The following is a 25,931-nucleotide window of genomic DNA, read 5'->3' on the forward strand; positions in this document are numbered from 1 at the left end:
TCAGCACCCGGTGTTCTGCACCCGCTCCACTTCCAGCCCGAACAGCGGCCGCAGCCGCGTGCCGAGCACATTGCCCGCAAACGCGCAGACCAGCCACAGCCATCCGTGGATGCTGCCGGAGACGATGCCGCTGAAGTACGCCCCGATGTTGCAGCCGTACGCAAGTCGCGCGCCGTAGCCGAGCATCAGCCCGCCGACGACGGCGGCGACGATCGAGCGCATCGGAATGCGCCACACCGGCGCATGGCGGCCCGCGAGCGCGGCGGCGGCCATGGCGCCGAGCACGATGCCGATGTCCATCACGGTGGTGACGTCGAAGCTGAGCGGCGCGGACAGCGCGGCGGCGTTGGGGCCGGCGCTCCAGTACTTCCAGCTCGCGATGTCGACACCGAGCGCGGCGGCGCCCTTCGCGCCCCACAGGGCGAACGCCGAGGTCACGCCCCACGGACGGCCGGCGAGCGCGAGCGTCGCGAAGTTGAGCACTGCCAGCGCCACCGCGCCCGCGATGAGGGGCCAGGGACCATGCAGCCACGGCGATGCGTGCGCGGGGGGTGCAGGTTCGTTGACGAGCCGACCATGGCGACGCTTCTCGATCATGACGGTGAGCGCGGCAATGCCGGCGAACACCAGCAAGTTGAGCACGAGCGCGGTGCCGACGCCGAGCGTCTTCACCAGCGACAGCGGCGCAAGCTGGGGCATCGAGGTCCAGAAGGGCATGTGCGCGGTGGCGATGACCGATCCGACGATGAAGCCGATCAGCGTGATGACCATGCGCGTGCTGCCGCCGCCCACGGTGTAGAGCGTGCCCGAGGCGCATCCACCGCCGAGCTGCATGCCGACGCCGAAGATGAAGGCGCCGACGATGACCGAGGTGCCGGCCGGCGACACGAGGCCGGTCACCGGCTGGCCGAAGAGCGTGCCGGCCGAGAGCGCCGGAAAGAACAGCATCACGCCGACGGCGAGCATCACCATCTGCGCGCGCAGGCCCGCGCCGCGCCCATCAGCGATGAAGACGCGCCATGCGGACGTGAAGCCGAAGGCCGCGTGGTACAGCGTGACGCCGAGCAGTGCGCCAACCACGTAGAGCGCGGCCTGGCGGGCGCTGACCGCCTGCGCGAGGTACACCGCGCCGAGCGCGACGAGCAGCACGGCAATGGTCAGCGGCTTGGGGTTGATCGGGACGAGGCGGCGCGGCGGTTGGCCCGCGGTGGGGGAGATCGAAGACATAAGGAAGCCTGTTTTTATTACCCGGCGATTTTCCGGGATTCCCGGTGGGCTTGGCGGACGCGGGACTTCTCCCGGCCGCGTGGCCCCGCGAGAGCTCCTGCGCAGCGAGCGAAAAGGGTGCCCTCAGCGGCACCCGCCTCCCATACGCTCCTTTCGCGGCGGGTTGGGCGGAGTCACCGGCGGCAGCGGAGGCACGATCGATTCGTGCACGAATTGGGGCGCCGTGAAGCTCGTGCCGACCAGCCGGATCATCGTGGCACTGCGGTTTCCGCCTGCCAGTCGTCCGCTGAGCACCACGCTGTCGTCGCCCGGGTAGGCCCAGTCCGGCCCCGCGCGCAGGCCACGAGTCGGGCCGCCGCTGCTGTAGCTGCTGGGCATGCCAGGCGGGGATGCGTAGCACGCGGCAATCACGTCGGACTTCACTCCGGTCGCGATGCCGCTGATGCTGCCGGCCGCGACCACTTCGGCGGGCGCGAGCGTCGCCGGATTGACATCGAGCTGCGGTGATTCCCGCAAGTACCGGTTCGGATCGTAGGTGGGCGTGTCGAAGTAGCCGTCGTCGCCGCGGCGGATGCGCCCCAGGTTCGGCGCATTGCGCGCGAGATAGGCGTGGGCGGTGCCGGCCACCACGCGACCCGGGCGCACCTTGACCGAGACCCGCCACCGTCCCGGCGTTCCCAGGGGGCGGCCCCCGAGCCAGTCTGTCCCCGTCGAACGGGCTGTCGGCGTCACGATCATCAGGACCATCTTCTTCGTCAAATCGCCGCAGACGTGGAGCGTGAGCGTCCACGCGGTCTTGTTCGCGGAATGGAAGATGCCTGGGTATTTCGCCGGAATCTTTTCCCCGTTGGGCGCCTTCAGAAAGATGTCGAGGTCGTCGATCGCCGTGTCCAGGGGAAACCAGATCTCGAGATAGCACGGCGTCTGCGTGTCCGGCGAGACGTGCCAGTCGATGACACCGCCGCCCTTGTCGAGATTGAATTGCGCATGCGACCTCGCCAAGTGGTCGTTGCCGCTGGGAAGGGCGACATGCAGCTCATAGCCGTCTTGCGTTGCCTGATTGATCAGGTCATCGATCGCCTTCTCCAGAATGGATTTGCCGTCGTGCGGACCGGTGCGAGGTCCGTAGCTGAGGTTGATGAGGACACGCGAGGCCTTGACGGCGCTGTTGCGCGCATAGGCGAGGATGGCTTGAATTCCCTGCAATCCAAGGTGGTGGAGCCATTCGCCGGCAGGGCTGTCGAGCGCATCGTCCGAAAGCTGCACGAAAACCATGTCGATGGGAGCCGCGGTATGCGGAGGCAGGACCTTCGAGCCGCGCGCATGTCCGCTTGCGTGGCTCAGGACCGCGGCGCCGTGGCTCGTGGCATTTCTGAGGTCGGGGAGGCCGCTTGCGAGACAGGCCGAGTCTTCGTCGATCGAGCCGGTGGTCGTGGTCGCATCCAAGAGAAGCATCTGCAAGGCGATGCTGGTCCAGAAGGTGCCGCTGCCCTGATCCCAGATGAACCTCACCGTGGGATCGGTGGGTACCGTGCCTCTCAGATGCACGTGGGCGAAGGGGCATCCATCGTCGATGACGCCGATGACCGTGTCCGAATCCGGCATGACGTCATCCGGAAAGTCCGGCATGACCATGCCCGTCGGCGCGGCGAGCTCAAGGCAGATGGCACCGAGATCGTGAAGCAGATCCAACTGTTCGGTGAATTTTTTCGCGGCGATCATGATGGCCGCATAGCGCTGGCCCACGTACCACGGGCTGATCGTGATGCGTTTGCTACGACGCATCTTTTCCATGTCGGTGGGTTTGAGCGCCTCCCCGAATTCGGCCAGCACCACATAGGCGTCGGACGGCTTCAGGTTGAAGAACTTGAACTTCGTCTGCGTGGCCCACTGCAGATAGGCGTCCGCATTCAAGTCGAGGCTGAGTGGCAGCTCCAAGTGTTTCGGCATGATCTGCTCCCGGGCACGGGTGTTCGTTCACTTCGCCAAGTCGGCTCGCTCGGTCTGGCCCTCTTTGTAGAGCTTGGTGAGAACCGAAGGCGCCGCAGCGGTGTTGACAACACCCGCCGGCGCGTAGATCTGGTAGCACTTGAACGGCCCCCACGCGGGCGCGTCGATCGGATCCTGCAGGTCGAGGTCGAGGCCGGCACCGGCGTTCGGCAAGGCCACGCTTGCATCGAACTCGCGATACATCACCTTGCCGGCATCGCCCTTTGTGAGGCGGGCGATGATGTACTCGGCAATGCTGTGGCCGAGAAGCCGCCCTGCAACACTGTCTGCCGGAAAGTGCACGCCGGCGATGACGCGGTTGGTGGCAATGCGGGCGGCTTGGCGGTACAGCTGCTCCCGCATCGTCTTGAAATACGCCGTGTCCGGGAGGAGGAACTGGAGCAGGCGCGCCAGCATGAACGCCTGCGTGGAATGCCCGCTCGGGAAGCTGCCGTGCCCCGGCGTCGTGATCACCGGCTGCACCTGCGCCGAGTATTGGTGGGGGCGCCAGCACGCGAGCGCATGCTTGAACTGCATCTCGATCAGCACGGTGAACTGGATCGCGTTCACCAGCAGCTCGACGGTGTTCCGGTGGCGATCGGGATTCAGGCCGGTCACCGAGGCCACGAACGCGAACTGGTTGTCGATCTGCGACAGGATCTCCGGGATGCGCTCCAGGCGCAGGTCCGCCCAGCCCAGGACGAGAGGGATCTGGTCATCGAAGAATGTCGTCGCAGGCTGTGCGAGGCGCGCGAGGGGCTGGCCGTCGGCCTTGAGTTGGAAGCTGGTTGTCGTATCGGGCACGAGGGTGATGCCCTGGCAGAGCTCCCATTGCAGGAGGTATGAGCGAACCCAGGCTTCCCAGCGTGGGATGTTCTTCGGATTGTTGAAATCGGGATCGGCCGGGGTTTGGGAGGCCGCGGTGGGATTGCTGGTCGCGTCGCGATTGGCCACGAGCGCCGTGCACACCAGCGGATTGGCGAAGGCATCCCCGAGGCTGCCCGGCGTGGAGCCGCCGCCGTATCCGCCGTACCCTCCGTAGCCGCCATAACCCCCATAGCCGCCGTAACCACCGTAACCGCCATAACCCCCATAGCCGCCGTAACCTCCGAGCAGAGACATGGTTCACCCCTCAACGGTTTGTTTCGCGACGTTCTTAGCTTTCTTTTGCGCCCGCCGCGCGAAGCGCGTCCTTCAACTTCTCCAGGTAGGCCGGCACGCGGTCGCGGGCGGGGTAGCCCTGCGCGAAGCGCGCCACCGTGAATTGGGGATCGCGTTGGAGCATCAGCGCCAGCGTCGCACGGGCGGCCTCTTGCTGGCCGGCCAGCGATTGCGCGATGGTCAACGAGCGATAGGTCGACAGGTGCGCGGCGTTGATCCGCAGCGACTGCTGTGCGAAGTCGATGGCCGATTCGTATTGCCCCGCGGAGATGGCGATCGAGGCCATCAGCGAATGGTAGTAGTACTTGAGCGGATCGAGCGGCGACAGGTCGAGCGCTTTGCGCCCGGCCGGCAGCGCCAGCGAGCCGTCGCCGTCGAACGCGTGCGCCATGCCCTTGAAGAGCCATGCCAGCGGTTCGTTGAATGACCGGTCGAGGGCCTGGTTGCAGCTCTCCAAGGCGCGCTCCACGTCCTTCATGAGATGCAGTTGGACGAAGCCCTGCATCGCCCAGGCGAGCGGGTGCGAAGGCTCCACATCGAGCGCGCGGCGCGTCTCCTGGAGCGCCAGGTTGGCCAGGTTGCTGGCGTCGTCCGCCAGCCCGCGCGTGGCGCACAGGATGTACCACTTGGCGAGCCACACGCGGGGCAAGGCGTGGGTCGCATGGCGCTCGATCAGCGCGTCGAGCACTTCGCGCGAGCGCAGGAACTCCGACTTCGTGCTCCGGTGCATCAGCCCGATGCCGCCGAGCAGCAGGCCGTAGCTCTGCAGCGTCGGCAAGGGACGCACGAGCGCGTTCTGTGCCCCTCTTTCGAGCAGCGCCTGGTGGCATTCGCTGGCGATGGAATCGCAGATCTCGCTGTCGAGCTGCATCAGGTCTTCGAGGTCACCCTTGACGCGGCCCGTCCATTCCACCTCCTTGTGCCGGGTGCTCGCGAGCTCCGAGAAGACGAGCACGGTGTCGCCGCTCACCACGTAGCTGCCGGACAGCACGAAGTCCGCACCAAGATGGGTTTCGGCCTGCCCGAGCGTGCGCCAGGTCCGGGCCAGCGCCGAGGTCGACAGGTGCGAGATCACGTTGATCTCCTGCGTCCGGCTCATGCGCCCGATGACGCCCTCGGCGATCAGGTTGCCGATCGCGAACTGATCGAACTCGACGTTGCGCGAGGCATACGGCATGACCGCGATGGTCGGCCGGAAGGGCGCGGGGTCGGCACGTTCGGTGCGAAATGCGGGCTGCTGCCCTGCGGTGCGCACGCCATAGACGTGCAACGGCTGGTCGACGTGCTTGAGGTACCACTCGCCCAGGTCCTCGAGTTCGCCGTCGAGCCCGTCGGTCAGGCCGTCGCGCACGGCCGAGCTCATGACCGTGTGGCCCGGCTGCGCCAGCGCCGCGATGCGGGCGGCGAGATTCACGCCGGTGCCGTAGATGTCGTGCTCGCCCTCGTAGACCTGCGCAGCGTGCATGCCGATGCGCAGGCGCATGGGCGCCCCGCTTGCGCCTTGCTGCGATTCGTCGAACCAGCGATGCATCGCCAGCGCGCAGGCGGCTGCCTGGGGTGCGCCATTGAATTCCGCCATCAGACCGTCGCCCAAGCTCTTCACGAGACGCCCTTCGTTGGCTGGAAGGATGTTGAGGATCACCTGATCGATGAAGGCACCCCAATGCCGGATGACGCCCAGCTCGTCTTTCAGCATGAGGCTCACCGAATCGACGAGGTCGGCAACCAGGACCACCTTTTCGTGTCGCTGGAGGTCGCGACCCGCCGCTGCATGTGCAAGGGTAGGGAGGTTCGCGCTCAAGGTCATCCTCCTGGTTGGGGTTTCGATGCCGCAACCCGGGAAGCATCTTGCGGCCATGCGGCACGAAAACGCAAGCGCGCCGTTGATTCACCGATCCGGTGCGCGCGGGGCTTCTATCCGCGCGGCGAAACCCCGATCAGCCACACGTGCGCCCAGAACAGGAACACCACGTACACCACCAGCCCGCCCACGAGGGCGATCACGTCGTTCATCGCGCTCGGCGGTGCGCCGGGCAGTTTGCGCGGCACGGCGCGGCGCTTGACCGAGATGCGGTCGGCCACCGCCCACACCAGAAAGCCGCCGAACAGCAGCACGTCGGCCAGCGTGCCGTTGGCCAGCAAATGCGCCGTGGCCCAGAACTTCACCGCGAGCAGCATCGGATGCTTCGCCGCGCTTTGAATGCGTCCCGGCATGTAGGCCGCGAAGAGCAGGGGAAAGACCGGCACCATCAGCAGCAGCGCGAGATGCCGCAGCGCGACCGGTGGCGAGTAGATGAGCACCGGCGCCTGCCGGGCGAGGCCGTAGCCGTAGATCAGCAGCGCGAAGCCGATGATCGAGACGATCGCATAGACGCCCTTGAAGGCGCGCTCGTGCTGCGCGACCTGCGCGTCGCGCCAGCCCGGCGCGACGATCGACACCGAGTGCACACCGAGGAACAGGACGAGGCCGAGGATGAGCAGGGTCATGGAATTGCTCCGACGAACGAACGGCGCATTGTGGGCGATTGCCGCGCCGGCGTGTGCCCGTATGCTGCGTTCCTGATCTGCGTCGGAGCGACTCATGGCCTATCAACTGCACTACTGGCCCACGATCCAGGGCCGCGGCGAATTCGTCCGTCTTGCGCTCGAAGCGGCGGGTGCCGAGTATGTCGACGTGGCGCGCGAGCCGCCGGCCAAGGGCGGTGGCGAGTCGGCGCTGATGCGCGACCTGGACGCCCCGGGCAATCCGCGCCCTTCGTTCGCGCCGCCGTTTCTGGTGGATGGCGATGTGGTGGTGGGGCAGACGGCGGCAATCCTCCTGTACCTCGGTCCGCGCCTCGGGCTGGCGGGCGTCGGGGAGCTGGATGCGCTCTGGACGCATCAGATCCAGCTCACGATCGCCGACGTGGTGGCAGAGGCGCACGACACGCACCATCCGCTGTCGACGGGGCTCTACTACGAGGACCAGCGCGAAGCGGCACTCGCGCGGGCGAAGGCGTTTCGCGACGAGCGGATTCCGAAGTTCCTCAACTGGTTCGAGCGCATCCTTCAGCGCAATTCGGCGGGCGATGTGCATCTGGTCGGCGATTCGCTGACCTATGCCGATCTGTCGCTGTTCCAGCTCGTGGCGGGGCTGCGCTATGCGTTCCCCAAGGCGACGGCGCGGGCACTGGCGCACACGCCGGCCATCGTGAAGCTGTATGCCAACGTGGCCCGCCGGCAGCGGGTGCACGACTACCTGCAGAGTCCCCGGCGCATTCCCTTCAACGAGGAAGGCATCTTCCGGGCGTATCCCGAGCTCGACGGCTGAGCGCTAGTCGCTCGGCTCCTCGCGCATCCGAAGGCCCGCGTCGTAGAGCGCATTGCGCGGCGCGCCGGTGATTTCCGCCGCGATGCGGACGGCGCTCTTGAGCGGCAGCTCGGCCAGCAGCAGGCGCAGCACGCGCTCGCCTTCGGCGTTCTCGCCGGTTGTGACGGGCTGCGGATGCAGCACGAGCGCGAACTCGCCGCGCGTGCGGTCGCGGCTTTCGGCAAACCAGTCGGGCAAAGAGGCCGCCGTGACGGTTGCGATTTCTTCGAATTGCTTGGTCAACTCGCGGCCGATGGTCACGCGCCGATCGCCGAGCGCCGCGAGCGAGCGCGCCAGCGCCTCGATGCGATGCGGCGCCTCGAGCAGCACCACGCTGCGCGGCTCGTCGGCCAGCGCGAGCACGGCGGCATCGCGTTCGCCGGCCTTGCTCGGCAGGAAGCCTGCGAAGACAAAGGCGCTGGATGGCTCGCCTTCCGAAACGAGTCCGGCCGCGCCCACCAGGGTCGTGACGCTGCTTGCGCCCGGCAGCGGCAACACGCGGTGGCCGGCCTCGCGCACCGCGGCGACGAGTCGCGCACCCGGATCGCTCACGCCGGGCGTGCCGGCGTCGCTCACGTAGGCGACGCGCTCGCCGTTTGCCAGCCGGCCGATCACGGACTGCGCGGCTTCTGCTTCGTTGTGCTGATGCACCGCGAGCAGCCGTGCCGAGGGCGCATCGATACCGTAGGCGCGCAACAGGCTTTGCGTATGGCGCGTGTCCTCGCACGCGATGGCATCGACGATCTGCAGCACATGCAATGCGCGCAGCGTGATGTCGGCAAGATTGCCGATCGGCGTGGCGACGATGTAGAGCGTCCCCTGCGGATAATGCTGCGCGCCCGCAGCGTCGCTCGCGGCCTGAAGTGCGGCGCCGAACGAAGCGGGAGCGAGGGAGTTCAATGGGTTTTCTCCAGAACGACAAGACAACGACGAAGGCGCGCGGCGATGCGGCCGAGGATGCCGCGCTCGATCATCTCCAGGCCGCGGGCCTGCAACTGATCGCGCGCAATTATCGAACGCCCGGCCGCGGCGGCGGCGAGATCGATCTCATCATGCGCGATCCACGTGACGGCACGCTGGTGTTCGTCGAAGTGCGGCAGCGCGCGACGGGCACGCACGGCGGTGCGGGCGGGAGCATCACCGGCGTGAAGCAGCGCCGCATCATCTTCGCGGCGCGGCATTACCTGAGCCGCCTGCGTGCGCTGCCGCCGTGCCGTTTCGACGTGGTGCTGGTCGAAGACCGCATCGAGTGGATCCAGGCCGCCTTCGACGCGAGCTGACCTGTCGGGTCGTTATGATCCGCGCCATGCTTGAGCAACGGATTCAGCAGCACTTTATTGACAGCGCCGACCTAAAGTACCAGGCCGGCCCCCTTCTCGAAAAACCCATCTCGCAAGCCATGCAGGCCCTGCTCGCCTGCGTGACCAGCGGCGGCAAGATCCTTTCATGCGGCGCCGGCGTCTCCAGCTATCTGGCCGCGCAGTTCGCAACGCAGTTCGTCGGACGCTTCGAGCGCGACCGCCCCGAGCTTGCTGCGCTGGCCTTGCAAGGCGATGCCAACGATCCCGCTGCCGACACGCCCGGCGCAGCCGACGCCGACCGCTATGCGCGGCAGGTGCGCGCGCTCGGCCAGGCCGGCGACGTACTGCTGGCGCTGAGCGCGAGCGGCCAGTCCGCCGCGGTGCTGGCTGCAGTCGAGGCCGCGCATGCGCGCGACATGACCGTGATCGCGCTGCTCGGCAATGCGGGCAACACGGGCGGCGGCAATGGCGGCGCCGTCGGGCGCGCACTGCGTGAGACGGATGTGCTGGTCTGCGTGCCGCACGAGCGCGCAGCGCGCATCCAGGAAGTCCACCTGCTCACGCTGCATTGCTTCTGCGACGGGGTGGACGCCCAGTTGCTGGGCGACCAGGACACCGACTCGTCGCTGCTGTCCGCCTGAGTGGGCTCAGGGCTGGGCCGTCGTCCGTTTCGAGGGCGGGGCGCTTTGGCTCACGTCTCTTTCAAGCTGCTTGAAGGCCGGCGATTCACGGAGCAGCCGGCCACCCAGTTCACGAAGCCGGTCCACGGCCTCGTCGGGCAGCACGAAGCTGGTCGGCAGGTTCATGAAGTAGCGCCGCTCCTCGGGGTCTGCGATGGATTCGAAACTCACGTCGATCGCGTCGAAGCGCAGCTTGGGCACCGAGGCTTCGGCCTGCGCCTTGGACATGCCGGCGAGCCGGCGCTCGGCGACTTCGAGCTCGCGCTTGTCGGCCCAGCGCTGCGCGATGTCCTTCAGCAGCTCCACCGACTCGGACGAGAAGTGATCGATCGGCACGCTCGATGACTGGAAGAGCTGCGACACGATGCCCGGCGCGTTGGGCCAGCGGTCCCAGTCGGTGTCGGGCGACGAGCGCGAGTTGACGACCACTACCACGATCCTGCGCAGGTTCTTGAGGCCCACCTGCTCCTGGAAGGCGCGGCTGGCTTCCACTTCTTCGAGGGCCTCCAACAGTCCGCGCAGGCCGAGGTTGTCTGAAACACCGCCGTCCACCACGTGCAGGTACGGACGGTTCTCGCTGTCCTGGAAGCTCTGGATGTCGCGGTAGCGCAGCAGCGCGCGTCCGGCCGGGCGCGAGGGGTTCTCGGGCCGGGTGACGTCGCTCACCCAGGGCGGCATGACCGCGCCGCAGTGGCCGCCGTAGTTGTGATAGGTGACCGGCGAGAGCACCGCCGGCACCGCGGACGAGGTCGCCGCCGCGCGCGCGAGGCGCACCTTGCCGAGATCGGAGCACAGCAGGTCGAAGTGGTCCTGCGAGAACGGAAAGCGCGCACCGGTCGACAGGTCGGTCCCCGTGACGGCGGTGACCGGCGTGGGCTTGTCCATCAGGTCGTCGAAGGTCGCGCCATTGAAGAGGATCTCGTCGTAGTAGTCTGCCGCGAGCTCCGAGCGACCGTAGGAGCCGCTGCCGAGCGCGAACCAGTTGAGCGGATTCAGCGCGCGTCGCGTCAGCGTGCCCTGCACGTCGCGCTTGAGGAAGCGGGGCTCATATTCGGTAAAGAGCCTGTCGCCGTACAGCGCATAGGCGAGGGCGGTGAAGCTGCCGCCCGATACGCCGGCGATGGCGTCGACCTCGTTGAGAAGATTCACGTTCTCGCCGTTGACCTTGATGTTCGTGCGGCGGAGTTCCTCGAGCACGCCATACGAAAAGGCCGCCGCGCGCGTGCCACCGCCGGAGAACGTGAGCAGGAACAGCGTGTCGGAATCGTTCTTGACGCCGTGCGATCGCTTGAGCATGTTGCCCACGCGGTAGCCGGTGTCGAGCTCGACATGATCGATGCGCGGATTGACCGGCGCGACCGAGGTGCATCCGCCGAGGATCAGCGCTGCCAGCGGCAGCAGTAGGCTGGTCTTTGGATTCAAGTGAGTTCCCTTTCCTCGCTCGATCGCATACGAATGGACGCGGAGTGTGCTTGCAACATCCGCGCCATCGAACGCGGCGGCCACACGCAGAGCGTAACTTGTCGTGACGCCAGTCCAATGACACGTCGTAACCGGCGGTCAAATTCGCTGGGCTACCATCGACAACATCTCATTCACCCGCACAGGAAGGCATCGATCCATGACGACCACCACCGCACGACGAATTGCAATCGCATTGGCTGCAGGCGCCGTCACGCTCGCAGGCCTTTCCGCTTGCGCGCCGCTGGTGGTCGGTGGCGCTGCAGTGGCGGGTGCCGGCATGGTGGCGACCGATCGCCGGAGCTCGTCCGCGCAGGTCGACGACCAGGCGATCGAATTGCGCGGCGCGGCGCGCATCCGCGACATTGCCAACGACGACATGAACGTGACCGTCACGAGCTTCAACCGCCAGGTGCTGCTCACCGGCACCGTGGGTTCGGACGCGGACAGGCGCAAGGTCGAAGACGCGATCCGCCGCGTGGACAACGTGCGCTCCGTCGTCAACGAAGTGGTGGTCGGTCCCGGCAGCAGCTTTCCGGATCGCTCGAACGACACCTTCATCACCGGCAAGGTGAAGGCCGCGCTGCTGGATCAGAACGACATCTTCGCGAACTCGTTCAAGGTGGTGACCGAGCGCGGCGTGGTCTACCTCATGGGCATCGCCACGCGCACCGAGACCGATCGCGCGACCGATGTGGCGCGCGGTACCTCGGGCGTGAAGAAGGTCGTGCGCATGGTGGAAGTCATCAGCGACCAGGAGCTGGCGAACCTGAAGGCGCAGCAGCCGCTGTCGCAGGTGAGCGGCTCGGGTTCGTCGTCCTCGTCGGGGACCTCGGCGGCACCCGCTTCGTCGTCGTCCACATCGACCTCGCGCGTGCCGCTGCCGCCGATGGAGCCGCTGCCGGGATCCTCGTCGGCAGCGCCGCCCGCCACGACGCCGGCCAGCAGCGGTGTCGTGACAACCCCGGTCCGCTGATCGCCAGCGACGCCCGAAACCGCCGCACCCCAGCCCAGGGCACCCGCGGAACCGGCTTCGCCGGGCCGCCGGGTGCGCCCCCCTCCCGCCGAAGGCGAGAGAGGGGGGAGCCGCGAAGCGGCTCGGGGGGTGCCTACTTCAGCCTCGTGATCAGGCTCGACGTGTCCCAGCGGTTGCCGCCGGCCTGCTGCACATCGGCGTAGAACTGATCGACCAGCGCAGTCACCGGCAGACGCGCGCCGTTGCGCTTGGCTTCGTCGAGCACCAGGCCGAGGTCCTTGCGCATCCAGTCGACCGCGAAACCGAAGTCGAACTGGCCTTCGATCATCGTCTTGCCGCGGTTGTCCATCTGCCAGCTCTGCGCCGCGCCCTTGCCGATCACGCCGAGCACCTCGTTCATGTCGAGGCCTGCGCGCATGCCGAAGGCGACGGCTTCGGACAGACCCTGCACCAGCCCTGCGATCGCAATCTGGTTCACCATCTTCGCGAGCTGGCCCGCGCCGCTGTCGCCGAGCAGCGTGCAGGCCCGCGCGAACGCCGAGATCACGGGCTTGACGCGGTTGAAGGTGGCCGAGTCGCCGCCGCACATCACGGTCAGCACGCCGTTCTGCGCGCCGGCCTGTCCGCCGGACACCGGCGCATCGATGAACTGCAGGCCCTGCGCGATCGCGGCCTTGGACAGTTCGCGCGCGACGTTGGCGGAGGCGGTGGTGTGGTCGACGAACACCGCGCCCTTGGGCATGTCCGCGAAGGCACCGTTCTCGCCGAGCACGACCGAGCGCAGGTCGTCGTCGTTGCCGACGCAGCAGAAGACGATGTCGGCATTCGATGCCGCGCCGCGCGGCGTGGCCGAGTGCGCGAGCGTGCCCTTGGCCTGCGGCTTGAATTCATCGATCCAGGCGTTGGATTTGGTGTCGGTCCGGTTGTAGACCGTCACGCTGTGGCCGGCCAGCGCAAGATGGCCGGCCATCGGGTAGCCCATCACGCCAAGGCCGAGGAAGGCGACCTTTTGCGGGGGGATGGATTCGTAGGTTTTGGGGGTGAGGCTGCTCATCCCCCGAGCTTAGCGCGGCCCCAAGCTAGACGATCGCGAAGTGCTCCGTGCCGGCCGACAGGTCGGTGGTCCGCGCGCGCTGACTGTTGAGCTTGATCTGCAGCCGCAGGTCGTTGGCCGAGTCGGCGTTGCGCAGCGCATCCTCGAAGGAGATCGCGTGGCCTTCGAACAGGTCGAACAGCGCCTGATCGAAGGTCTGCATGCCGAGGTTGCGGCTCTTCTTCATGATCTCCTTGATCTCGCCGACCTCGCCCTTGAAGATCAGATCGGAGATCAGCGGGGTGTTGAGCAGCACCTCGACCGCGGCGATGCGGCCGTGGCCGTCTTCCGTCGGAATGAGCCGCTGCGAGATCAGCGAGCGCAGGTTGAGCGACAGGTCCATCAGCAACTGTGACCGGCGCTCTTCGGGGAAGAAGTTGATGATCCGGTCCAGCGCCTGGTTGGCGCTGTTGGCGTGCAGCGTGGCCATGCAGAGGTGACCGGTTTCTGCGAAGGCCACCGCGTGCTCCATGGTCTCGCGGTCGCGGATTTCGCCCATCAGGATCACGTCCGGCGCTTGCCGCAGCGTGTTCTTGAGCGCTGCTTCCCAGCTGTCGGTGTCGATGCCGACCTCGCGCTGGGTCACCACGCAATTCTTGTGCGGATGCACGAATTCGACCGGGTCCTCGACCGTGACGATGTGGCCGTACGAGTTCTCGTTGCGCCAGTCGATCATCGCGGCGAGCGTGGTCGACTTGCCGGAGCCCGTGGCACCGACCAGGATGCACAGGCCGCGCTTGGTCATCGAGACATCCTTGAGCACCTGCGGCATGCCGAGCCCGTCGATGGTCGGCAGCTTGGCGGGAATGGTCCGCAGCACCATGCCGACCTTGCCCTGTTGCACGAAGGCATTCACGCGGAAGCGGCCGATGCCGGTCGGCGAGATCGCGAAGTTGCACTCCTTGGTGCGCTCGAACTCGGCCGTCTGGCGGTCGTTCATGATCGAGCGGGTGAGTGCGAGCGTGTGCTGTGCGCCCAGCGCCTGCTGCGACACCTTGGTGACCTTGCCGTCCACCTTGATCGCCGGCGGGAAGTCGGCGGTGATGAACAAGTCGCTGCCGTTGCGGCTCACCATGAGCTTCAGCAGGTCGTTGATGAACTGGCTGGCCTGATCGCGTTCCATGTGTTTGCTCCGGATGCCGTGGCTGGAGGGTCAGCCTGGGAAATTCTCGGGGATCTTCGCCTTGCCGCGCGCTTCGGCCGAAGAAATGACATTGCGCCGGACGAGGTCCGTCAGATTCTGGTCCAGCGTCTGCATCCCCTGGCCGCTGCCGGTCTGGATCGACGAGTACATCTGCGCGACCTTGCCTTCGCGGATGAGGTTCCGGATCGCGGGCGTGCCGAGCATGATCTCGTGCGCCGCCACGCGGCCCTGGCCGTCCTTGGTCTTGCAAAGCGTCTGAGAGATCACGGCCTGCAGCGATTCGGACAGCATCGCGCGGATCATTTCCTTTTCTTCGCCAGGGAAGACGTCGATGATCCGGTCGATGGTCTTGGCCGCCGACGAGGTGTGCAGCGTGCCGAACACCAGGTGGCCGGTTTCGGCCGCGGTCATCGCGAGGCGGATGGTTTCGAGGTCGCGCATTTCGCCGACCAGAATCGCGTCCGGGTCTTCACGCAGCGCGGAGCGCAGCGCGTTCGCGAAGGAGAGCGTCATCGGCCCCACTTCGCGCTGGTTGATCAGGCACTTCTTGGATTCGTGCACGAACTCGATCGGGTCCTCGACCGTGAGGATGTGGCCGTACTCGGTTTCGTTGAGGTAGTTGATCATCGCCGCGAGCGTGGTCGACTTGCCCGAGCCGGTCGGGCCGGTCACGAGCACGAGGCCGCGGGGCTTGAGCGCGAGATCGCCGAAGATCTTGGGTGCGTTGAGTTGCTCGAGCGTGAGAATCTTCGACGGAATGGTCCGGAACACCGCGGCCGCGCCGCGCGACTGGTTGAACGCATTCACCCGGAAGCGCGCGAGGCCGTCGATCTCGAAGGAGAAGTCGACCTCGAGGAACTCTTCGTAGTGCTTGCGGTGCGTGTCGCTCATGATGTCGTACACCATGGCATGCACCGCCTTGTGGTCGAGCGCGTCGACATTGATGCGGCGCACATCGCCGTGAACCCGGATCATGGGCGGCAGGCCCGACGACAGATGCAGGTCGGACGCCTTGTTCTTGACGCTGAAGGCCAGCAGTTGGGTGATGTCCACGAAGCTCCTCGGTGACGTTTTGATACGCTTTGACGATTATGACGATGATTGGCGACAACCTCCAGCAAGTTCGGGAGCGGATCGTGAAGGCGTGCACGGCGGTCGGGCGCGATCCCGCGAGCGTGCACTTGCTTGCAGTGTCAAAGACTTTCCCCGCCGATGTGGTGCGGGAGGCACACGCGGCCGGCCAGACGGCATTCGGCGAAAACTACGTGCAGGAAGGCATCGCCAAGATCGAGGCGCTCGATGACCTGCGCAGCGGCCTCGAATGGCACTGCATCGGTCCGCTGCAGAGCAACAAGACGCGCGTGGTGGCCGAGCATTTCGACTGGGTGCACAGCATCGACCGGCTGAAGATCGCCCAGCGGTTGTCCGAGCAGCGGCCCGGCCACCTTCCGCCGCTTCAGGTGTGCCTGCAGGTCAACGTCGACGCCGGCGCCAACAAGTCGGGCGCGGCGCCGGACGACGTGCTTGCGCTGGCGCGATCCGTGGCGTCATTGCCACGTTTGCGGCTGCGCGGGCTGATGGCGATCCCCGAGCCGGCGCCGGATTTCGAGTCGCAGCGCGACCTGTTCCTCGCGGCGGCGCGCGTGTTCGAGGCGATACGGCAGGACGGCATCGAACTCGACACGCTGTCGCTCGGCATGTCCGCCGACCTCGAAGCCGCGATCGCGGCCGGCAGCACGATGGTGCGTGTCGGCACCGCGATCTTCGGGCGCCGCTAGCCCGGCGCTTTGCGCGCGGCGGCCTGTTCGCGGCGAATGTCCGCGACAGGACGGCCGCCGACGCCCCAGTTGTCGAGATCCACTTCATCGATCACCACGAAGGTGGTGGCCGGATCCTTGTTGAGCACGCGCACCACCAGGTCGGTCGCGCCGGCGATCAGTTCCTTCTTCTGTTCGCGCGTCACGCCTTCGCGGGTGACCTGGATCGTGATGTAGGGCATGGCTGTCTCCTTTCCACCAGTGACCGGCGGCCGGTGCGCCGCCGACGCGGAGTATCCCGCCGCGATGCCCTGAACGCCGGATCAGAAACCCAGCGGAAGCCGCGCGCTGCTCTTGACCTCTTCCATCACCGCATAGGTTCGCGTCTCGCGCACGCCAGGCAGTTGCCACAGCACGGTTCCGGCGAACTCGCGGTATGCGGCCATGTCGGCCATGCGGGTCTTGAGCAGATAGTCGAAGCCGCCCGCGACCATGTGGCATTCCATGATCTCGTCACGCACCTGCACCGCGGCCTTGAACTCGTCGAAGACGTTGGGCGTGGTGCGGTCGAGCAGCACTTCGACGAACACCGTGAACCCGCGGCCGAGCTTGTGCGGGTCGAGGCGGGCCTCGTAGCCGAGGATGAAGCCTTCGCGCGTGAGCCGCTGCACCCGCGCCAGCACGGCCGTGGGCGAGAGCGCCACCGCTTCCGCGAGCTTGAGGTTCGAGATGCGGCCGTCCTCCTGAAGAACCTTCAGGATTTTCATGTCGATGCGGTCGAGATCGGGTGCTTCTGCGCTCATGGGTGGTGAATTATCCGGCGTGTTGACTGATTTTTGGTGAATAACTCGGAGGAAGAAGGCGGACGATCGCATTCATTCGATCTTCTTCAAGAGAACACGCCATGCGCCTGCCCACTCCCTACCGCCCCGAAGCCGACGTCGTCGCGCATCGTCTCGCCGCACTGAAGGGCGCGCTCGACTGGATCTCGGTCGTGCCCACCGCCACGCCGTGGGTGCGTGCGGTGCGCGACCGGCCGCCGCCGTTCTGGGCCATGGAAAGCCTGCTGCGCGAATACCCGATCTCCAGCGCCGAGGGGCTGGCGCTGATGCGGCTGGCCGAGGCGCTGCTTCGCGTGCCGGATGCGGAAACCGCCATCGCGCTCACCGCCGACCAGCTGGGCCGCGCCAACTTCGACGGCGCCGCGGATTCGACGCTGGCGCGGCTTTCGTCGTCGGCGATCGCCTTGTCGAAGAAGTTCCTCCCACACCTTTCGGACGATGCCGGCGACGCGGAGCCTGGGCCCGGGTTGATGGCGCGGTTGGGCGCACGCACTGTCGTGGCCGCCACGCTGCGGGCGGTGCAGTTGCTGGGCCGCCAGTTCGTGCTCGGCCAGACCATCGACGAGGCGATGGGCGAGGCGCGATCGGCGCATCGCAAGCACGCGGCGCTTCGTTTCAGCTACGACATGCTCGGGGAGGGCGCGCGCACCGAGGCGGATGCGCAGCGCTATCTGGACAGCTACGTCAACGCGATCCGCTCGATCGCCGCCGCGGTCAACGGCGACCGGCCCGAGGACAACGACGGCATCTCCATCAAGCTCAGCGCGCTGCATCCGCGCTACGAGGACGCCCAGCGCGAGCGCGTGATGCGCGAGCTGGTGCCGCGCGTGTGGCAGTTGTGCGAGCTGGCAGCCGACGCGCATCTGAACCTCACCATCGATGCCGAGGAGGTGGACCGCCTCGAACTGTCGCTCGATGTGTTCGAGGCGCTCGCCGCGCGCGTCGCGGCCGAGCGTCCGCAGTGGCGGGGCTTCGGCGTCGCGATGCAGGCCTACCAGACACGGGCCCTCGAGCTGGTGGAGCACATCGCCGCGATCGCGCGCAAATACAAGCTGCGCCTGATGTGCCGGCTGGTGAAGGGCGCGTACTGGGATGCCGAGATCAAGCGCGCGCAGGAACTCGGCCTGCCGCACTACCCGGTCTTCACGCACAAGCATCACACCGACGTGAGCTACCTCGCCTGCGCGCGCGCGCTGCTGGCCGCGCCGGACGCGATCTATCCGCAGTTCGCCACCCACAACGCAGGTACCATCGCCGCGATCCTGCAGATGGCGGGCCAGGCCGGCGACGTGCCCTTCGAGCTGCAGCGCCTGCACGGGATGGGCGAGGGCATCTATCGCGAAGTCATGAAGAGCACCGGGGTGCCGGTTCGCATCTATGCGCCGGTGGGGCGGCACAAGGATCTGCTGGCCTACCTGGTTCGCCGGCTGCTTGAAAACGGGGCCAACTCGTCGTTCGTCAACCAGCTGGGCGACGAGTCGGTCGGCACGGGCGAACTGCTTTCGTCGCCGCTCTGGCTGGACAAGGAGGCGTCGCTGCCGTTGCCGCTCGCCCTCTACGGGCCCCCGCCTGCGCGTCGCAACAGCCAGGGGATCGACCTGACGGTCGAGTCCATGCGCGCGCCATTGCTCGACGCGCTGGCCACGACCGCGGTGCCGGTGGTGCCGGCGTTCGATCCTCAGCGCGCCGCCGAAGCGGTCGCGACCGCCGCGGCCGGTTTCCGGTCGTGGTCCCACACGCCGGTCTCGCAACGCGCCGGTGCGCTTCGCCATGCCGCCGATGCGCTCGAAGCCGCGTTGCCGCGCTTCTGCGCGCTGCTGGTCAAGGAGGCGTTCAAGAGCTGGTCCGACGCGATCGCCGAAGTGCGCGAGGCCGTCGATTTCCTGCGCTACTACGCGGACGAGGCGGAGCGCATCATGCGGCCGGTCGCGTTGCCCGGCCCGACCGGCGAAAGTAACGAGTTGCGCCTCACCGGCCGCGGGCCGTGGGTATGCATCAGCCCGTGGAACTTTCCGCTGGCGATCTTCCTGGGGCAGGTCGCAGCGGCGCTCGCGACCGGCAACACGGTGCTCGCCAAGCCGGCCGAGCAGACGCCGGCCATCGCGTCCGAGGCGGTGAAGCTGCTGCATGCGGCGGGCGTGCCGCCGCAGGCGGTCCAGCTGCTGCACGGTGCCGGTGAAACCGTCGGTGCCGCGCTGGTGGCCGCGCCGGGCGTGGCGGGGGTGGTGTTCACCGGATCGACGCAGGTCGCGAAGATCATCCATCGCGCGCTGGCCGCCAAGGACGGCCCGATCGTGCCGCTGATCGCCGAGACCGGCGGCATCAACGCGATGCTCGTGGACCCGACCGCCTTGCCCGAGCAGGTGGTCGATGCGGTGGTGCAGAGCGCTTTCCGGTCCGCGGGCCAGCGCTGTTCGGCGCTGCGTCTGCTGCTGGTGCACGACAGCATCGCCGACGATGTGGTCGCCATGATCCGGGGCGCCGCGAAGGAACTGGCGGCGGGCGATCCGGCGCTGCTTTCGACCGACGTCGGCCCGGTGATCGACCGCGAAGCCTTCGAAGGCATCCAGCGGCACCTGCAGCGTCTCGATGCCGAAGCGAAGGTGGTCGTCGGCGCCGGCGAGCCGGCGCAGGCGCTTCCCAACCTGGTCGCGCCGCGCGCCTACGAGGTGCCGTCGGTGAGCAGCGTCAAGGCGGAAATCTTCGGCCCGGTGCTGCAGATTGCGCGCTGGTCCGGCGATCCGCAAGCGGTGATCGATCAGGTCAACGGCCTCGGCTTCGGGCTGACGCTGGGCATCCAGACGCGCATCGACAGCCGCGCGCAGGCGCTGGCGTCCCGTGCGCATGTCGGCAACATCTATGTCAACCGCAACATCATCGGCGCGGTGGTCGGCGTCCAGCCGTTCGGCGGGGAAGGACTCAGCGGCACGGGGCCGAAGGCGGGCGGACCGCACTACCTGCTTCGCTTCTGCGCGGAGCAGACGCTCACCATCAACACCACCGCCGCGGGCGGCAATGCGGCGCTGCTTGCCGCAAGCGCATAACCGGAAAAGCAACGCGCATAGCCGTGGCGCGGCGGGCTGTGGAGGACTATCGTCGCGCCTGTCGTTCAACAACACGAGACCGCCATGAGTTCCTCCACCCTTTCCTACGTCCACCCGACCGCCAACAGCCCGTGGGGCACGTACCTGTCGCAAGTCGACCGCGTCGTGCCGTACCTGGGCGAACTGGCCCGCTGGGTCGAGACGCTCAAGCGCCCGAAGCGCGCGCTGATCGTCGACGTGCCGATCGAGATGGACGACGGCTCCATCGCCCACTTCGAGGGCTATCGCGTGCAGCACAACCTGTCGCGCGGGCCGGGCAAGGGCGGCGTGCGATTCCACCCGGACGTCACGCTGGAAGAGGTCATGGCGCTCTCGGCATGGATGACCATCAAGACCGCCGCGGTGAACCTGCCCTACGGCGGCGCCAAGGGCGGCATCCGCGTCGATCCCAGGAAGCTGTCGCAGAAGGAGCTTGAAAAAGTCACCCGACGCTACACCAGCGAGATCGGCATCATCATCGGCCCGCACAGCGACATCCCCGCGCCCGACGTGAACACCAACGCGCAGATCATGGCGTGGATGATGGACACCTACTCGATGAACGTCGGCGGCACGGCGACCGGCGTGGTCACCGGCAAGCCGCTGCACCTGGGCGGCTCGCTCGGCCGCGTCAAGGCCACCGGCCGCGGCGTGTTCGTGACCGGCCGTGAAGCGGCTCGCCGCCTGGGCCTCGACCTGCGCGGCGCGCGCATCGCGGTACAGGGCTTCGGCAACGTGGGCTCGGTCGCGGCCGAACTCTTCGCTGAAGCCGGCGCGAAGATCGTCGCGGTGCAGGATCACACCGGCACGGTCATCAACGACAAGGGCCTCGACATGGCCAAGCTCGTGGAGCAATCGCGCAGGGAAGGCGGCATCATCGGCTTCAAGGGCGGCGACACGGTCGCCGACGAAGCCTTCTGGGATGTCGCCTGCGACATCCTGATCCCAGCCGCCCTCGAAGGCCAGATCACCGCCGAGCGCGCGAGGCAGACCAAGGCCAAGCTGGTGCTCGAAGGCGCCAACGGCCCGACCGTGCCGGAAGCCGACGACATCCTCGCCGAGCGCGGCGTGCTGGTGGTGCCCGACGTGATCTGCAACGCCGGCGGCGTGACGGTGAGCTACTTCGAGTGGGTGCAGGACTTCTCGTCCTTCTTCTGGGACGAGGACGAGATCAACGAGCGGCTCGACCGCATCATGATGAACGCGCTCAACAACATCTGGGACAAGGCCGACCAGCACAAGATCAGCTTGCGCACCGCCACCTACGCGGTCGCCTGCGGCCGGATCCTGATGGCGCGCCAGGAGCGCGGCCTCTACCCGTGATCGAGCTGCCGGCCTCGGCGCTGGCGCGCATCGAGCGCTTGCTGGACGGCGGGCAGCGCAGGCTGCTCGGCCTGGTCGGCGCGCCCGGGTCCGGCAAGTCCACGCTGGCCCAGGCGTTGCTGGACGCACTGCCGCCCGGCCGTGCGCAGGTGGTGCCGATGGACGGCTTCCACCTCGCGAACGTCGAGCTTCGGCGGCTCGGCCGGGCCGATCGCAAGGGGGCGCCCGACACCTTCGACAGCGCGGGCTATGTGGCACTCCTGCGGCGCCTGCGCGAGCAGCGCGAAGAAGAGATCGTCTATGCGCCCGAATTCCGGCGCGAGATCGAGGAGCCCATCGCCGGCGCCATCGCGATCCTGCCGCAGACGCGACTGGTCATCACCGAAGGCAACTACCTGCTGCTGGACGAAGACCCGTGGGCCGGGGCCGCGCCGCTGCTCGACGAAGTCTGGTACGTGGACGTGGACGACGACCTGCGGCGAGAGCGCCTCGTGCGCCGGCACGAGCAGTTCGGGCGCAGCCGGGACGCGGCACTCGCGTGGGTGGCGCAGACCGACGAGCCCAACGCGCGCCGCATCGCGGCGACACGGGGCCGGGCGCAGCATGTGATTCGCATCGACGACTGAATCGCGCAGTCAACGGGAACGTCCGCTGCGGCGTGATGTCCAAGCGGAGCCGCTCGCCGGCGGCTTGCCGCTAGCATTGCCCCCGTTTCGCTTATTCCTTGCCGACATGCGCCCTTCGTCTTCCCTTGAAACTGCTGCCGCGTTGCTCGTCGCCGTTCTCGTTTCCGGTTGTGGCGTTACCGAACGCCAGCGTCTGACGTACGAGCCGGAAGAGTTCGATTCCACCACCACCCATACCCGCAGCTATACCGCAAGCGAAGCCCAGACCTGCGAAGCTGCGCGACGCGCGCTCCTGAGCCAGGGCTACATGATCGCGGCGGCCAACCAGGAGCTGGTGACCGGCCGCAAGAGCTTCCAGCCCGCGACCGAAGTGCATGTGGAGGTGGAATTCCGCGTGGTCTGCGCGCGCGAGGGCGGCAAGTCACGCAGCACCATCGCCTTTGCCAGCGCATTGCAGGATCGCTACGGCGTCAAGAAGGTGAACAACTCGGCGAGCGTCGGCGTGGGCGCGATCGGCTCGTTGTCGTTGCCGTTCTCGTCCAGCGACGACGCGATGGTCAAGGTCGCGAGCGAAACGCTGACCGACGACCGCTTCTACGACCGCTTCTTCTCGTTGATCGAGCGCTACCTGCCTGAATCGATTGAGCAGGCGCCGCCAGCGGAAGCGCGACCTGTCGCGCCGGCGCGTCCGCCGGTGGAGGTGCCGCTGCCGCTGCAGACGGTTCCCCTCTCGCCGAGCCGCGGCTGACAAATCCCTGCCCTTGGCGCGGCCGCCGCGTTGTGCGATTCTGCAAGGATGATCAGGATCGGCACGCTCTGCTACGTGGTCCCGAGCTGCGTGGCCAGCCCGTTCACGCAGCGGGCGGTCTGCAGGATCGTCGAGGTCGTCTCCGAGCCCTATGACGCGCCGGACTGGACCTATCTGCCGGGAACCTACTACGACGTGATGTTCGAAGGCTGGACCTTCTTCTGCCGCAGCGACAAGTTGCGTCCGATCTCGGACCCGGACGCCGAGGTGTCCGAGCCTTCCTGGATGGAAGCACCCCACCCTGCCCACCCCTGAGGCGAGGCTCAGGGCACGTTCGCGGAGTTCATCTGGAAGGGCTTGCCGGGCAGCGCCATCGCGCCGCCGTATTCGGCCACGGTGCCGTTGATCGGGCAGCTCGTGGCGGTCGGACAGGTGCCGCCGTCACGGAAGATCACCGGGCCATAGCGGTAGTTGCGCACCGCCTTGCCGGCGTAGTCGAGCGCGCTCAGCACGTAGCCGATGTTCGCGAAGTTGTCCCCGTCCTCCACCGCGATCAGGTCCTTCATCTCCTTGTGCTGGATCGTGCGAACGACCTTGCCGCTGTTGCCGTTCGGGGCGAAGCGCACCCAGTTGATCTTGTTGTCGCCGCGGGAGGCCACGATGACCTGCTGGTTGCTCGAGTCGATGCTGTCGTCCGCCGGTTCGCCCTTGGAGCTGGCGAGCGACGTCGGGTTGCGGCCGATGCCGGTCACTCTGCCCACTTCGGCGATGTGGCTCGCTGGTGGGTTGACTGTCGCCGTGTTCCATCCGTCGCCCGGCGCGAAGCCGTCGAGGCTGAAGATGCGCAGCGTGCCGTCCTGCGTCGCGATCCAGGCGCGCGGGGTGGGGCCGAAGACCGACGTCCTCACTGCCGTCGGGCGCGCACCCAGCGAGACCGTCTTGATCACCGTCGGCTTCTGCGAGGCCTGCACGTCGAAGGTGAACGGCCACTGGTTGGCCGCCTGGCCGAAGCGCGTCGTCTGGCTCACGTTCGGGCTGAAGTACATGCCGTTGAAGTAGCTGAACAGCGGCTTCAGGTCGATGAACGCGGCCTTCTGCTCCGATTTGGAGATCACCACCGCCACGCCGCCCTTGGCGTAGTTGTACTCGTGGGCGCCGCCGCTCGCGAACTTCCGCCAGTGGCTCGTCAGCGGTGAGTTCACCCGGCCCACGAACTGGCCTGCGGTCGAGCCGCCCTGGAAGAGCGACTTGAACTGGTCCATGCCGGTGGTGACGGCGATCTCGGTCGGCGCCGCCATGCCCGGGAGGTCGACGTAGCCCAGGATCTTCATGAAGGCGATGTCGCCCATGTTCGGCAAGCCGGGGTAGACGCCCATCCACTCCTCCCAGTAGTTGTACCAACGGCTGGCGTCGTTCGGATCACAACCGTCGCAGAGGCCCGCCAGTGCGATGACCGCCACCTGGCCCTTGAGAGCGCGCGTGTCCCACACCGTGACCAGGGCGAACTCGCTGTTGTTGGTCATCGCGATGGCCGTCGGCACCTTGTTGGCGGGCAGCTTCACCGTCGCCCGGTTTTGAGCGGTGTTGCTGCCGACCGTCCCGATGACGCCGTTCTGGAACGCGACGAGGCCCTGGGCGCAGAAGCCGGGCCTGCCGGTGCAGCGGCCCACCGCGACCGGGTCGCCGCTCACGATGCCCTGTTCGCGATAGCCCATCACGGTGATGCTGTCGATGCCTCCGCCGTCGACGGCCGCACGCGTCCAGCTCAGCTGCGGCGACTGGGCGAATACCCCGTGCATGTAGTTCGAGACCTGGATGTCGGCCACGCCCACGCGCTGCGCCGGGTCGTCCGCCACGAAGGCGATCGAACCCTGGTTCGACGAGTAGGAACCGGGATCGCCGGAGGGCTGTCCGACCTGCCACCAGAACGGATAGCTGGGCGCCGGGGCATTGAGCCTGATGTCCGCACGTTTGTGGAGTACCGGGCCGGTGTTGGCCGTGCCATAGGAAATCGCATCCGGACCGTATCGGTAGGCGATGCCGCCATCCTTGCTGAGCTGGGCCGCCATGGCGGTGTATTGCGCCGGAATGATGTTCAGGGCGCTGTCGACGATGTCGCCGCTCGCGGCTGTGGGTGCCAGTGTCGCTGCCGCAACCGACAGCAGAAGAGAGCCTCGCTGCGTCATGAGAAAGCCTCCGACCATCGGGATCCGACGCTTACCGCGACAGGGTCGATTTGCCGAACAGGCTTTCGATCAGCTCCACCGCCACCTCCGCCGTGCGGTTGCGCACATCCAGCGCGGGGTTGAGTTCGACCACATCGAGCGACGACAGCCGCCCGGTGTCCGCGATCATCTCCATGCAAAGCTGCATCTCTCGCCACGTGGGGCCGCCGCGCACGCCGGTGCCGACGCCGGGCGCGTAGTCGGGGTCGAGGCAGTCGAGGTCGAAGCTCACGTGCAGGTGCGTGTCCTCGTCCACGTCCTGCAGCGCCTCGATCATGGTGGTGCGCATGCCGTGCTCGTCGATGTGGCGCATGTCGAAGACGTTGAGCCCCATCGCGCGGATCGCCGCCTTTTCATGCGCATCGACGCTGCGGATGCCGATGAAGCGGAGTGCATCGTGCTCGAACGCCGCGCGTTCGCCGCTCCAACCGGTCAACGCGTCAGGGCCATGGCCGAGCAGGCACGACACCGGCATGCCGTGCAGGTTGCCGCTCGGGCTCGTGGTTTCGGTGTTGACGTCGGAATGCGCATCGAGCCACAGCACCCGCAGCTTCTTGCCGCGCCGGCGCGCATGCCGGGCGATGGCGCTGATCGAGCCCACCGCGATGCTGTGGTCGCCGCCCAGCAGGATGGGGACGTGATTGGCCGTGAGCGCGGTATCGACCGCGTCGTAGACCGCCCGGTTCCACGTCACGACCTCGTCGAGGTGATGCAACTCGGTGGTGGGCGCGATCCACGGCGTCGCCGGTCCGGAGAGATTGCCCTGGTCGATCACCTCGAAGCCGAGGCGCGCCAGCGTCTGCGCGATGCCGGCCACGCGCAGGGCATCGGGCCCCATGCCGGCGCCCCGCGTGCTGGCGCCGATGTCGGTGGGTGCACCGATGAGTTGCAGGGTCGCGGTCATGAGCGGTGGCCTCCGGGTGTGCGGTACCTAACGGTACAGCAC

24 protein-coding genes are annotated in these 25,931 nt (G+C 67.3%); 10 read left to right on the forward strand and 14 right to left on the reverse strand.

Going from position 1 to position 25,931, the window contains the following annotated elements; translation table 11 throughout:
- The 5 genes from BLW05_RS10195 to BLW05_RS10215 all read right to left on the reverse strand — a co-directional run bounded on the left by BLW05_RS10195 (position 1) and on the right by BLW05_RS10215 (position 6,864).
- Positions 1–1,227, reverse strand: a complete 1,227-nt coding sequence (locus BLW05_RS10195; protein ID WP_093162296.1) for a YeeE/YedE family protein — start codon at positions 1,225–1,227, stop codon at positions 1–3.
- A gap of 123 nt (positions 1,228–1,350) precedes the next feature.
- Positions 1,351–3,063: a S8/S53 family peptidase gene (locus BLW05_RS10200; protein WP_143044811.1), complete on the reverse strand. Its 1,713-nt coding sequence runs from the start codon at positions 3,061–3,063 to the stop codon at positions 1,351–1,353.
- A gap of 141 nt (positions 3,064–3,204) precedes the next feature.
- Entirely contained in the window at positions 3,205–4,338 is a 1,134-nt protein-coding gene (locus tag BLW05_RS10205; RefSeq protein ID WP_093162299.1) for a phosphatase PAP2 family protein, read from the reverse strand.
- A gap of 34 nt (positions 4,339–4,372) precedes the next feature.
- The gene (locus BLW05_RS10210) at positions 4,373–6,178 is read right to left on the reverse strand and encodes an adenylate/guanylate cyclase domain-containing protein (RefSeq protein ID WP_177142618.1); all 1,806 of its coding nucleotides are present in this window, start codon (positions 6,176–6,178) and stop codon (positions 4,373–4,375) included.
- 113 nt (positions 6,179–6,291) lie between these two features.
- Positions 6,292–6,864: an NnrU family protein gene (locus tag BLW05_RS10215; protein WP_093162302.1), complete on the reverse strand. Its 573-nt coding sequence runs from the start codon at positions 6,862–6,864 to the stop codon at positions 6,292–6,294.
- A 94-nt stretch (positions 6,865–6,958) separates the two neighbouring features.
- On the opposite strand from BLW05_RS10215, the gene BLW05_RS10220 reads away from it, so the two are divergent.
- Positions 6,959–7,687, forward strand: coding sequence for a glutathione S-transferase (locus BLW05_RS10220; RefSeq protein WP_093162304.1), 729 nt, complete (start codon positions 6,959–6,961; stop codon positions 7,685–7,687).
- Between the two features lie 3 nt (positions 7,688–7,690).
- Here the strand turns inward: BLW05_RS10220 and rsmI are convergent, their stop codons facing one another.
- Positions 7,691–8,626 carry a 16S rRNA (cytidine(1402)-2'-O)-methyltransferase gene (gene rsmI / locus BLW05_RS10225; RefSeq protein WP_093162305.1) on the reverse strand — a complete coding sequence of 312 codons (936 nt, stop codon included), beginning with the start codon at positions 8,624–8,626 and terminating at the stop codon, positions 7,691–7,693.
- Here rsmI and BLW05_RS10230 point away from each other — a divergent pair.
- Positions 8,626–9,006: a YraN family protein gene (locus tag BLW05_RS10230; protein ID WP_093162307.1), complete on the forward strand. Its 381-nt coding sequence runs from the start codon at positions 8,626–8,628 to the stop codon at positions 9,004–9,006. The genes rsmI and BLW05_RS10230 overlap by 1 nt on opposite strands.
- Positions 9,007–9,032: 26 nt before the next feature.
- Positions 9,033–9,668, forward strand: coding sequence for an SIS domain-containing protein (locus BLW05_RS10235; RefSeq protein ID WP_093163117.1), 636 nt, complete (start codon positions 9,033–9,035; stop codon positions 9,666–9,668).
- Positions 9,669–9,674: 6 nt separating this feature from the next.
- Here BLW05_RS10235 and BLW05_RS10240 read toward each other — a convergent pair whose 3' ends face one another.
- Positions 9,675–11,129 (reverse strand): patatin-like phospholipase family protein, encoded by a 1,455-nt coding sequence (locus tag BLW05_RS10240; RefSeq protein ID WP_256330166.1) that lies wholly within the window; start codon positions 11,127–11,129, stop codon positions 9,675–9,677.
- Positions 11,130–11,328: 199 nt separating this feature from the next.
- Here BLW05_RS10240 and BLW05_RS10245 point away from each other — a divergent pair, with 199 nt between their 5' ends.
- Positions 11,329–12,144, forward strand: a complete 816-nt coding sequence (locus tag BLW05_RS10245) for a BON domain-containing protein (RefSeq protein WP_093162308.1) — start codon at positions 11,329–11,331, stop codon at positions 12,142–12,144.
- A 133-nt stretch (positions 12,145–12,277) separates the two neighbouring features.
- On the opposite strand, the gene BLW05_RS10250 is transcribed toward BLW05_RS10245, so the two are convergent.
- The 3 genes from BLW05_RS10250 to BLW05_RS10260 are packed head-to-tail and all read right to left on the reverse strand — an operon-like array spanning position 12,278 to position 15,434.
- Positions 12,278–13,198, reverse strand: coding sequence for an NAD(P)-dependent oxidoreductase (locus BLW05_RS10250; protein ID WP_093162310.1), 921 nt, complete (start codon positions 13,196–13,198; stop codon positions 12,278–12,280).
- 25 nt (positions 13,199–13,223) lie between these two features.
- Entirely contained in the window at positions 13,224–14,360 is a 1,137-nt protein-coding gene (locus tag BLW05_RS10255) for a PilT/PilU family type 4a pilus ATPase (protein WP_093162312.1), read from the reverse strand.
- A gap of 30 nt (positions 14,361–14,390) precedes the next feature.
- Positions 14,391–15,434, reverse strand: a complete 1,044-nt coding sequence (locus tag BLW05_RS10260; RefSeq protein ID WP_093162313.1) for a type IV pilus twitching motility protein PilT — start codon at positions 15,432–15,434, stop codon at positions 14,391–14,393.
- A gap of 38 nt (positions 15,435–15,472) precedes the next feature.
- Here BLW05_RS10260 and BLW05_RS10265 point away from each other — a divergent pair, with 38 nt between their 5' ends.
- Positions 15,473–16,159, forward strand: coding sequence for a YggS family pyridoxal phosphate-dependent enzyme (locus BLW05_RS10265; protein WP_093162315.1), 687 nt, complete (start codon positions 15,473–15,475; stop codon positions 16,157–16,159).
- Here the strand turns inward: BLW05_RS10265 and BLW05_RS10270 are convergent.
- Both BLW05_RS10270 and BLW05_RS10275 read right to left on the reverse strand, forming a co-directional pair.
- Positions 16,156–16,380 carry a tautomerase family protein gene (locus tag BLW05_RS10270; RefSeq protein WP_093162316.1) on the reverse strand — a complete coding sequence of 75 codons (225 nt, stop codon included), beginning with the start codon at positions 16,378–16,380 and terminating at the stop codon, positions 16,156–16,158. The genes BLW05_RS10265 and BLW05_RS10270 overlap by 4 nt on opposite strands.
- 81 nt (positions 16,381–16,461) lie before the next feature.
- Positions 16,462–16,941, reverse strand: a complete 480-nt coding sequence (locus BLW05_RS10275) for an Lrp/AsnC ligand binding domain-containing protein (RefSeq protein ID WP_093162318.1) — start codon at positions 16,939–16,941, stop codon at positions 16,462–16,464.
- 101 nt (positions 16,942–17,042) lie between these two features.
- On the opposite strand from BLW05_RS10275, the gene BLW05_RS10280 reads away from it, so the two are divergent.
- The 5 genes from BLW05_RS10280 (at position 17,043) to BLW05_RS10300 (ending at position 23,075) form a co-directional block, all read left to right on the forward strand.
- Complete coding sequence (locus tag BLW05_RS10280) at positions 17,043–20,024, forward strand: L-glutamate gamma-semialdehyde dehydrogenase (protein WP_093162319.1); 2,982 nt, start codon at positions 17,043–17,045, stop codon at positions 20,022–20,024.
- A gap of 84 nt (positions 20,025–20,108) precedes the next feature.
- A complete protein-coding gene (locus tag BLW05_RS10285) occupies positions 20,109–21,386 on the forward strand; it encodes a Glu/Leu/Phe/Val family dehydrogenase (protein ID WP_093162321.1) in 1,278 nt (425 codons plus the stop codon).
- Positions 21,383–22,012, forward strand: coding sequence for a nucleoside/nucleotide kinase family protein (locus BLW05_RS10290; RefSeq protein ID WP_093162322.1), 630 nt, complete (start codon positions 21,383–21,385; stop codon positions 22,010–22,012). Before BLW05_RS10285 ends, BLW05_RS10290 begins: the two co-directional genes overlap by 4 nt.
- Positions 22,013–22,154: 142 nt before the next feature.
- A complete protein-coding gene (locus tag BLW05_RS10295; protein WP_371126934.1) occupies positions 22,155–22,760 on the forward strand; it encodes a DUF2242 domain-containing protein in 606 nt (201 codons plus the stop codon).
- 48 nt (positions 22,761–22,808) lie between these two features.
- Positions 22,809–23,075, forward strand: a complete 267-nt coding sequence (locus BLW05_RS10300) for a hypothetical protein (RefSeq protein ID WP_256330168.1) — start codon at positions 22,809–22,811, stop codon at positions 23,073–23,075.
- Between the two features lie 8 nt (positions 23,076–23,083).
- On the opposite strand, the gene BLW05_RS10305 is transcribed toward BLW05_RS10300, so the two are convergent.
- Positions 23,084–24,946 (reverse strand): hypothetical protein, encoded by a 1,863-nt coding sequence (locus BLW05_RS10305; protein WP_093162325.1) that lies wholly within the window; start codon positions 24,944–24,946, stop codon positions 23,084–23,086.
- Positions 24,947–24,977: 31 nt separating this feature from the next.
- A complete protein-coding gene (gene rocF / locus BLW05_RS10310; protein ID WP_093162327.1) occupies positions 24,978–25,889 on the reverse strand; it encodes an arginase in 912 nt (303 codons plus the stop codon).
- Positions 25,890–25,931 lie beyond the last annotated feature (42 nt).

It is taken from the genome of Variovorax sp. YR216 (assembly GCF_900107745.1).
Classification (GTDB): Bacteria; Pseudomonadota; Gammaproteobacteria; order Burkholderiales; family Burkholderiaceae_C; genus Variovorax.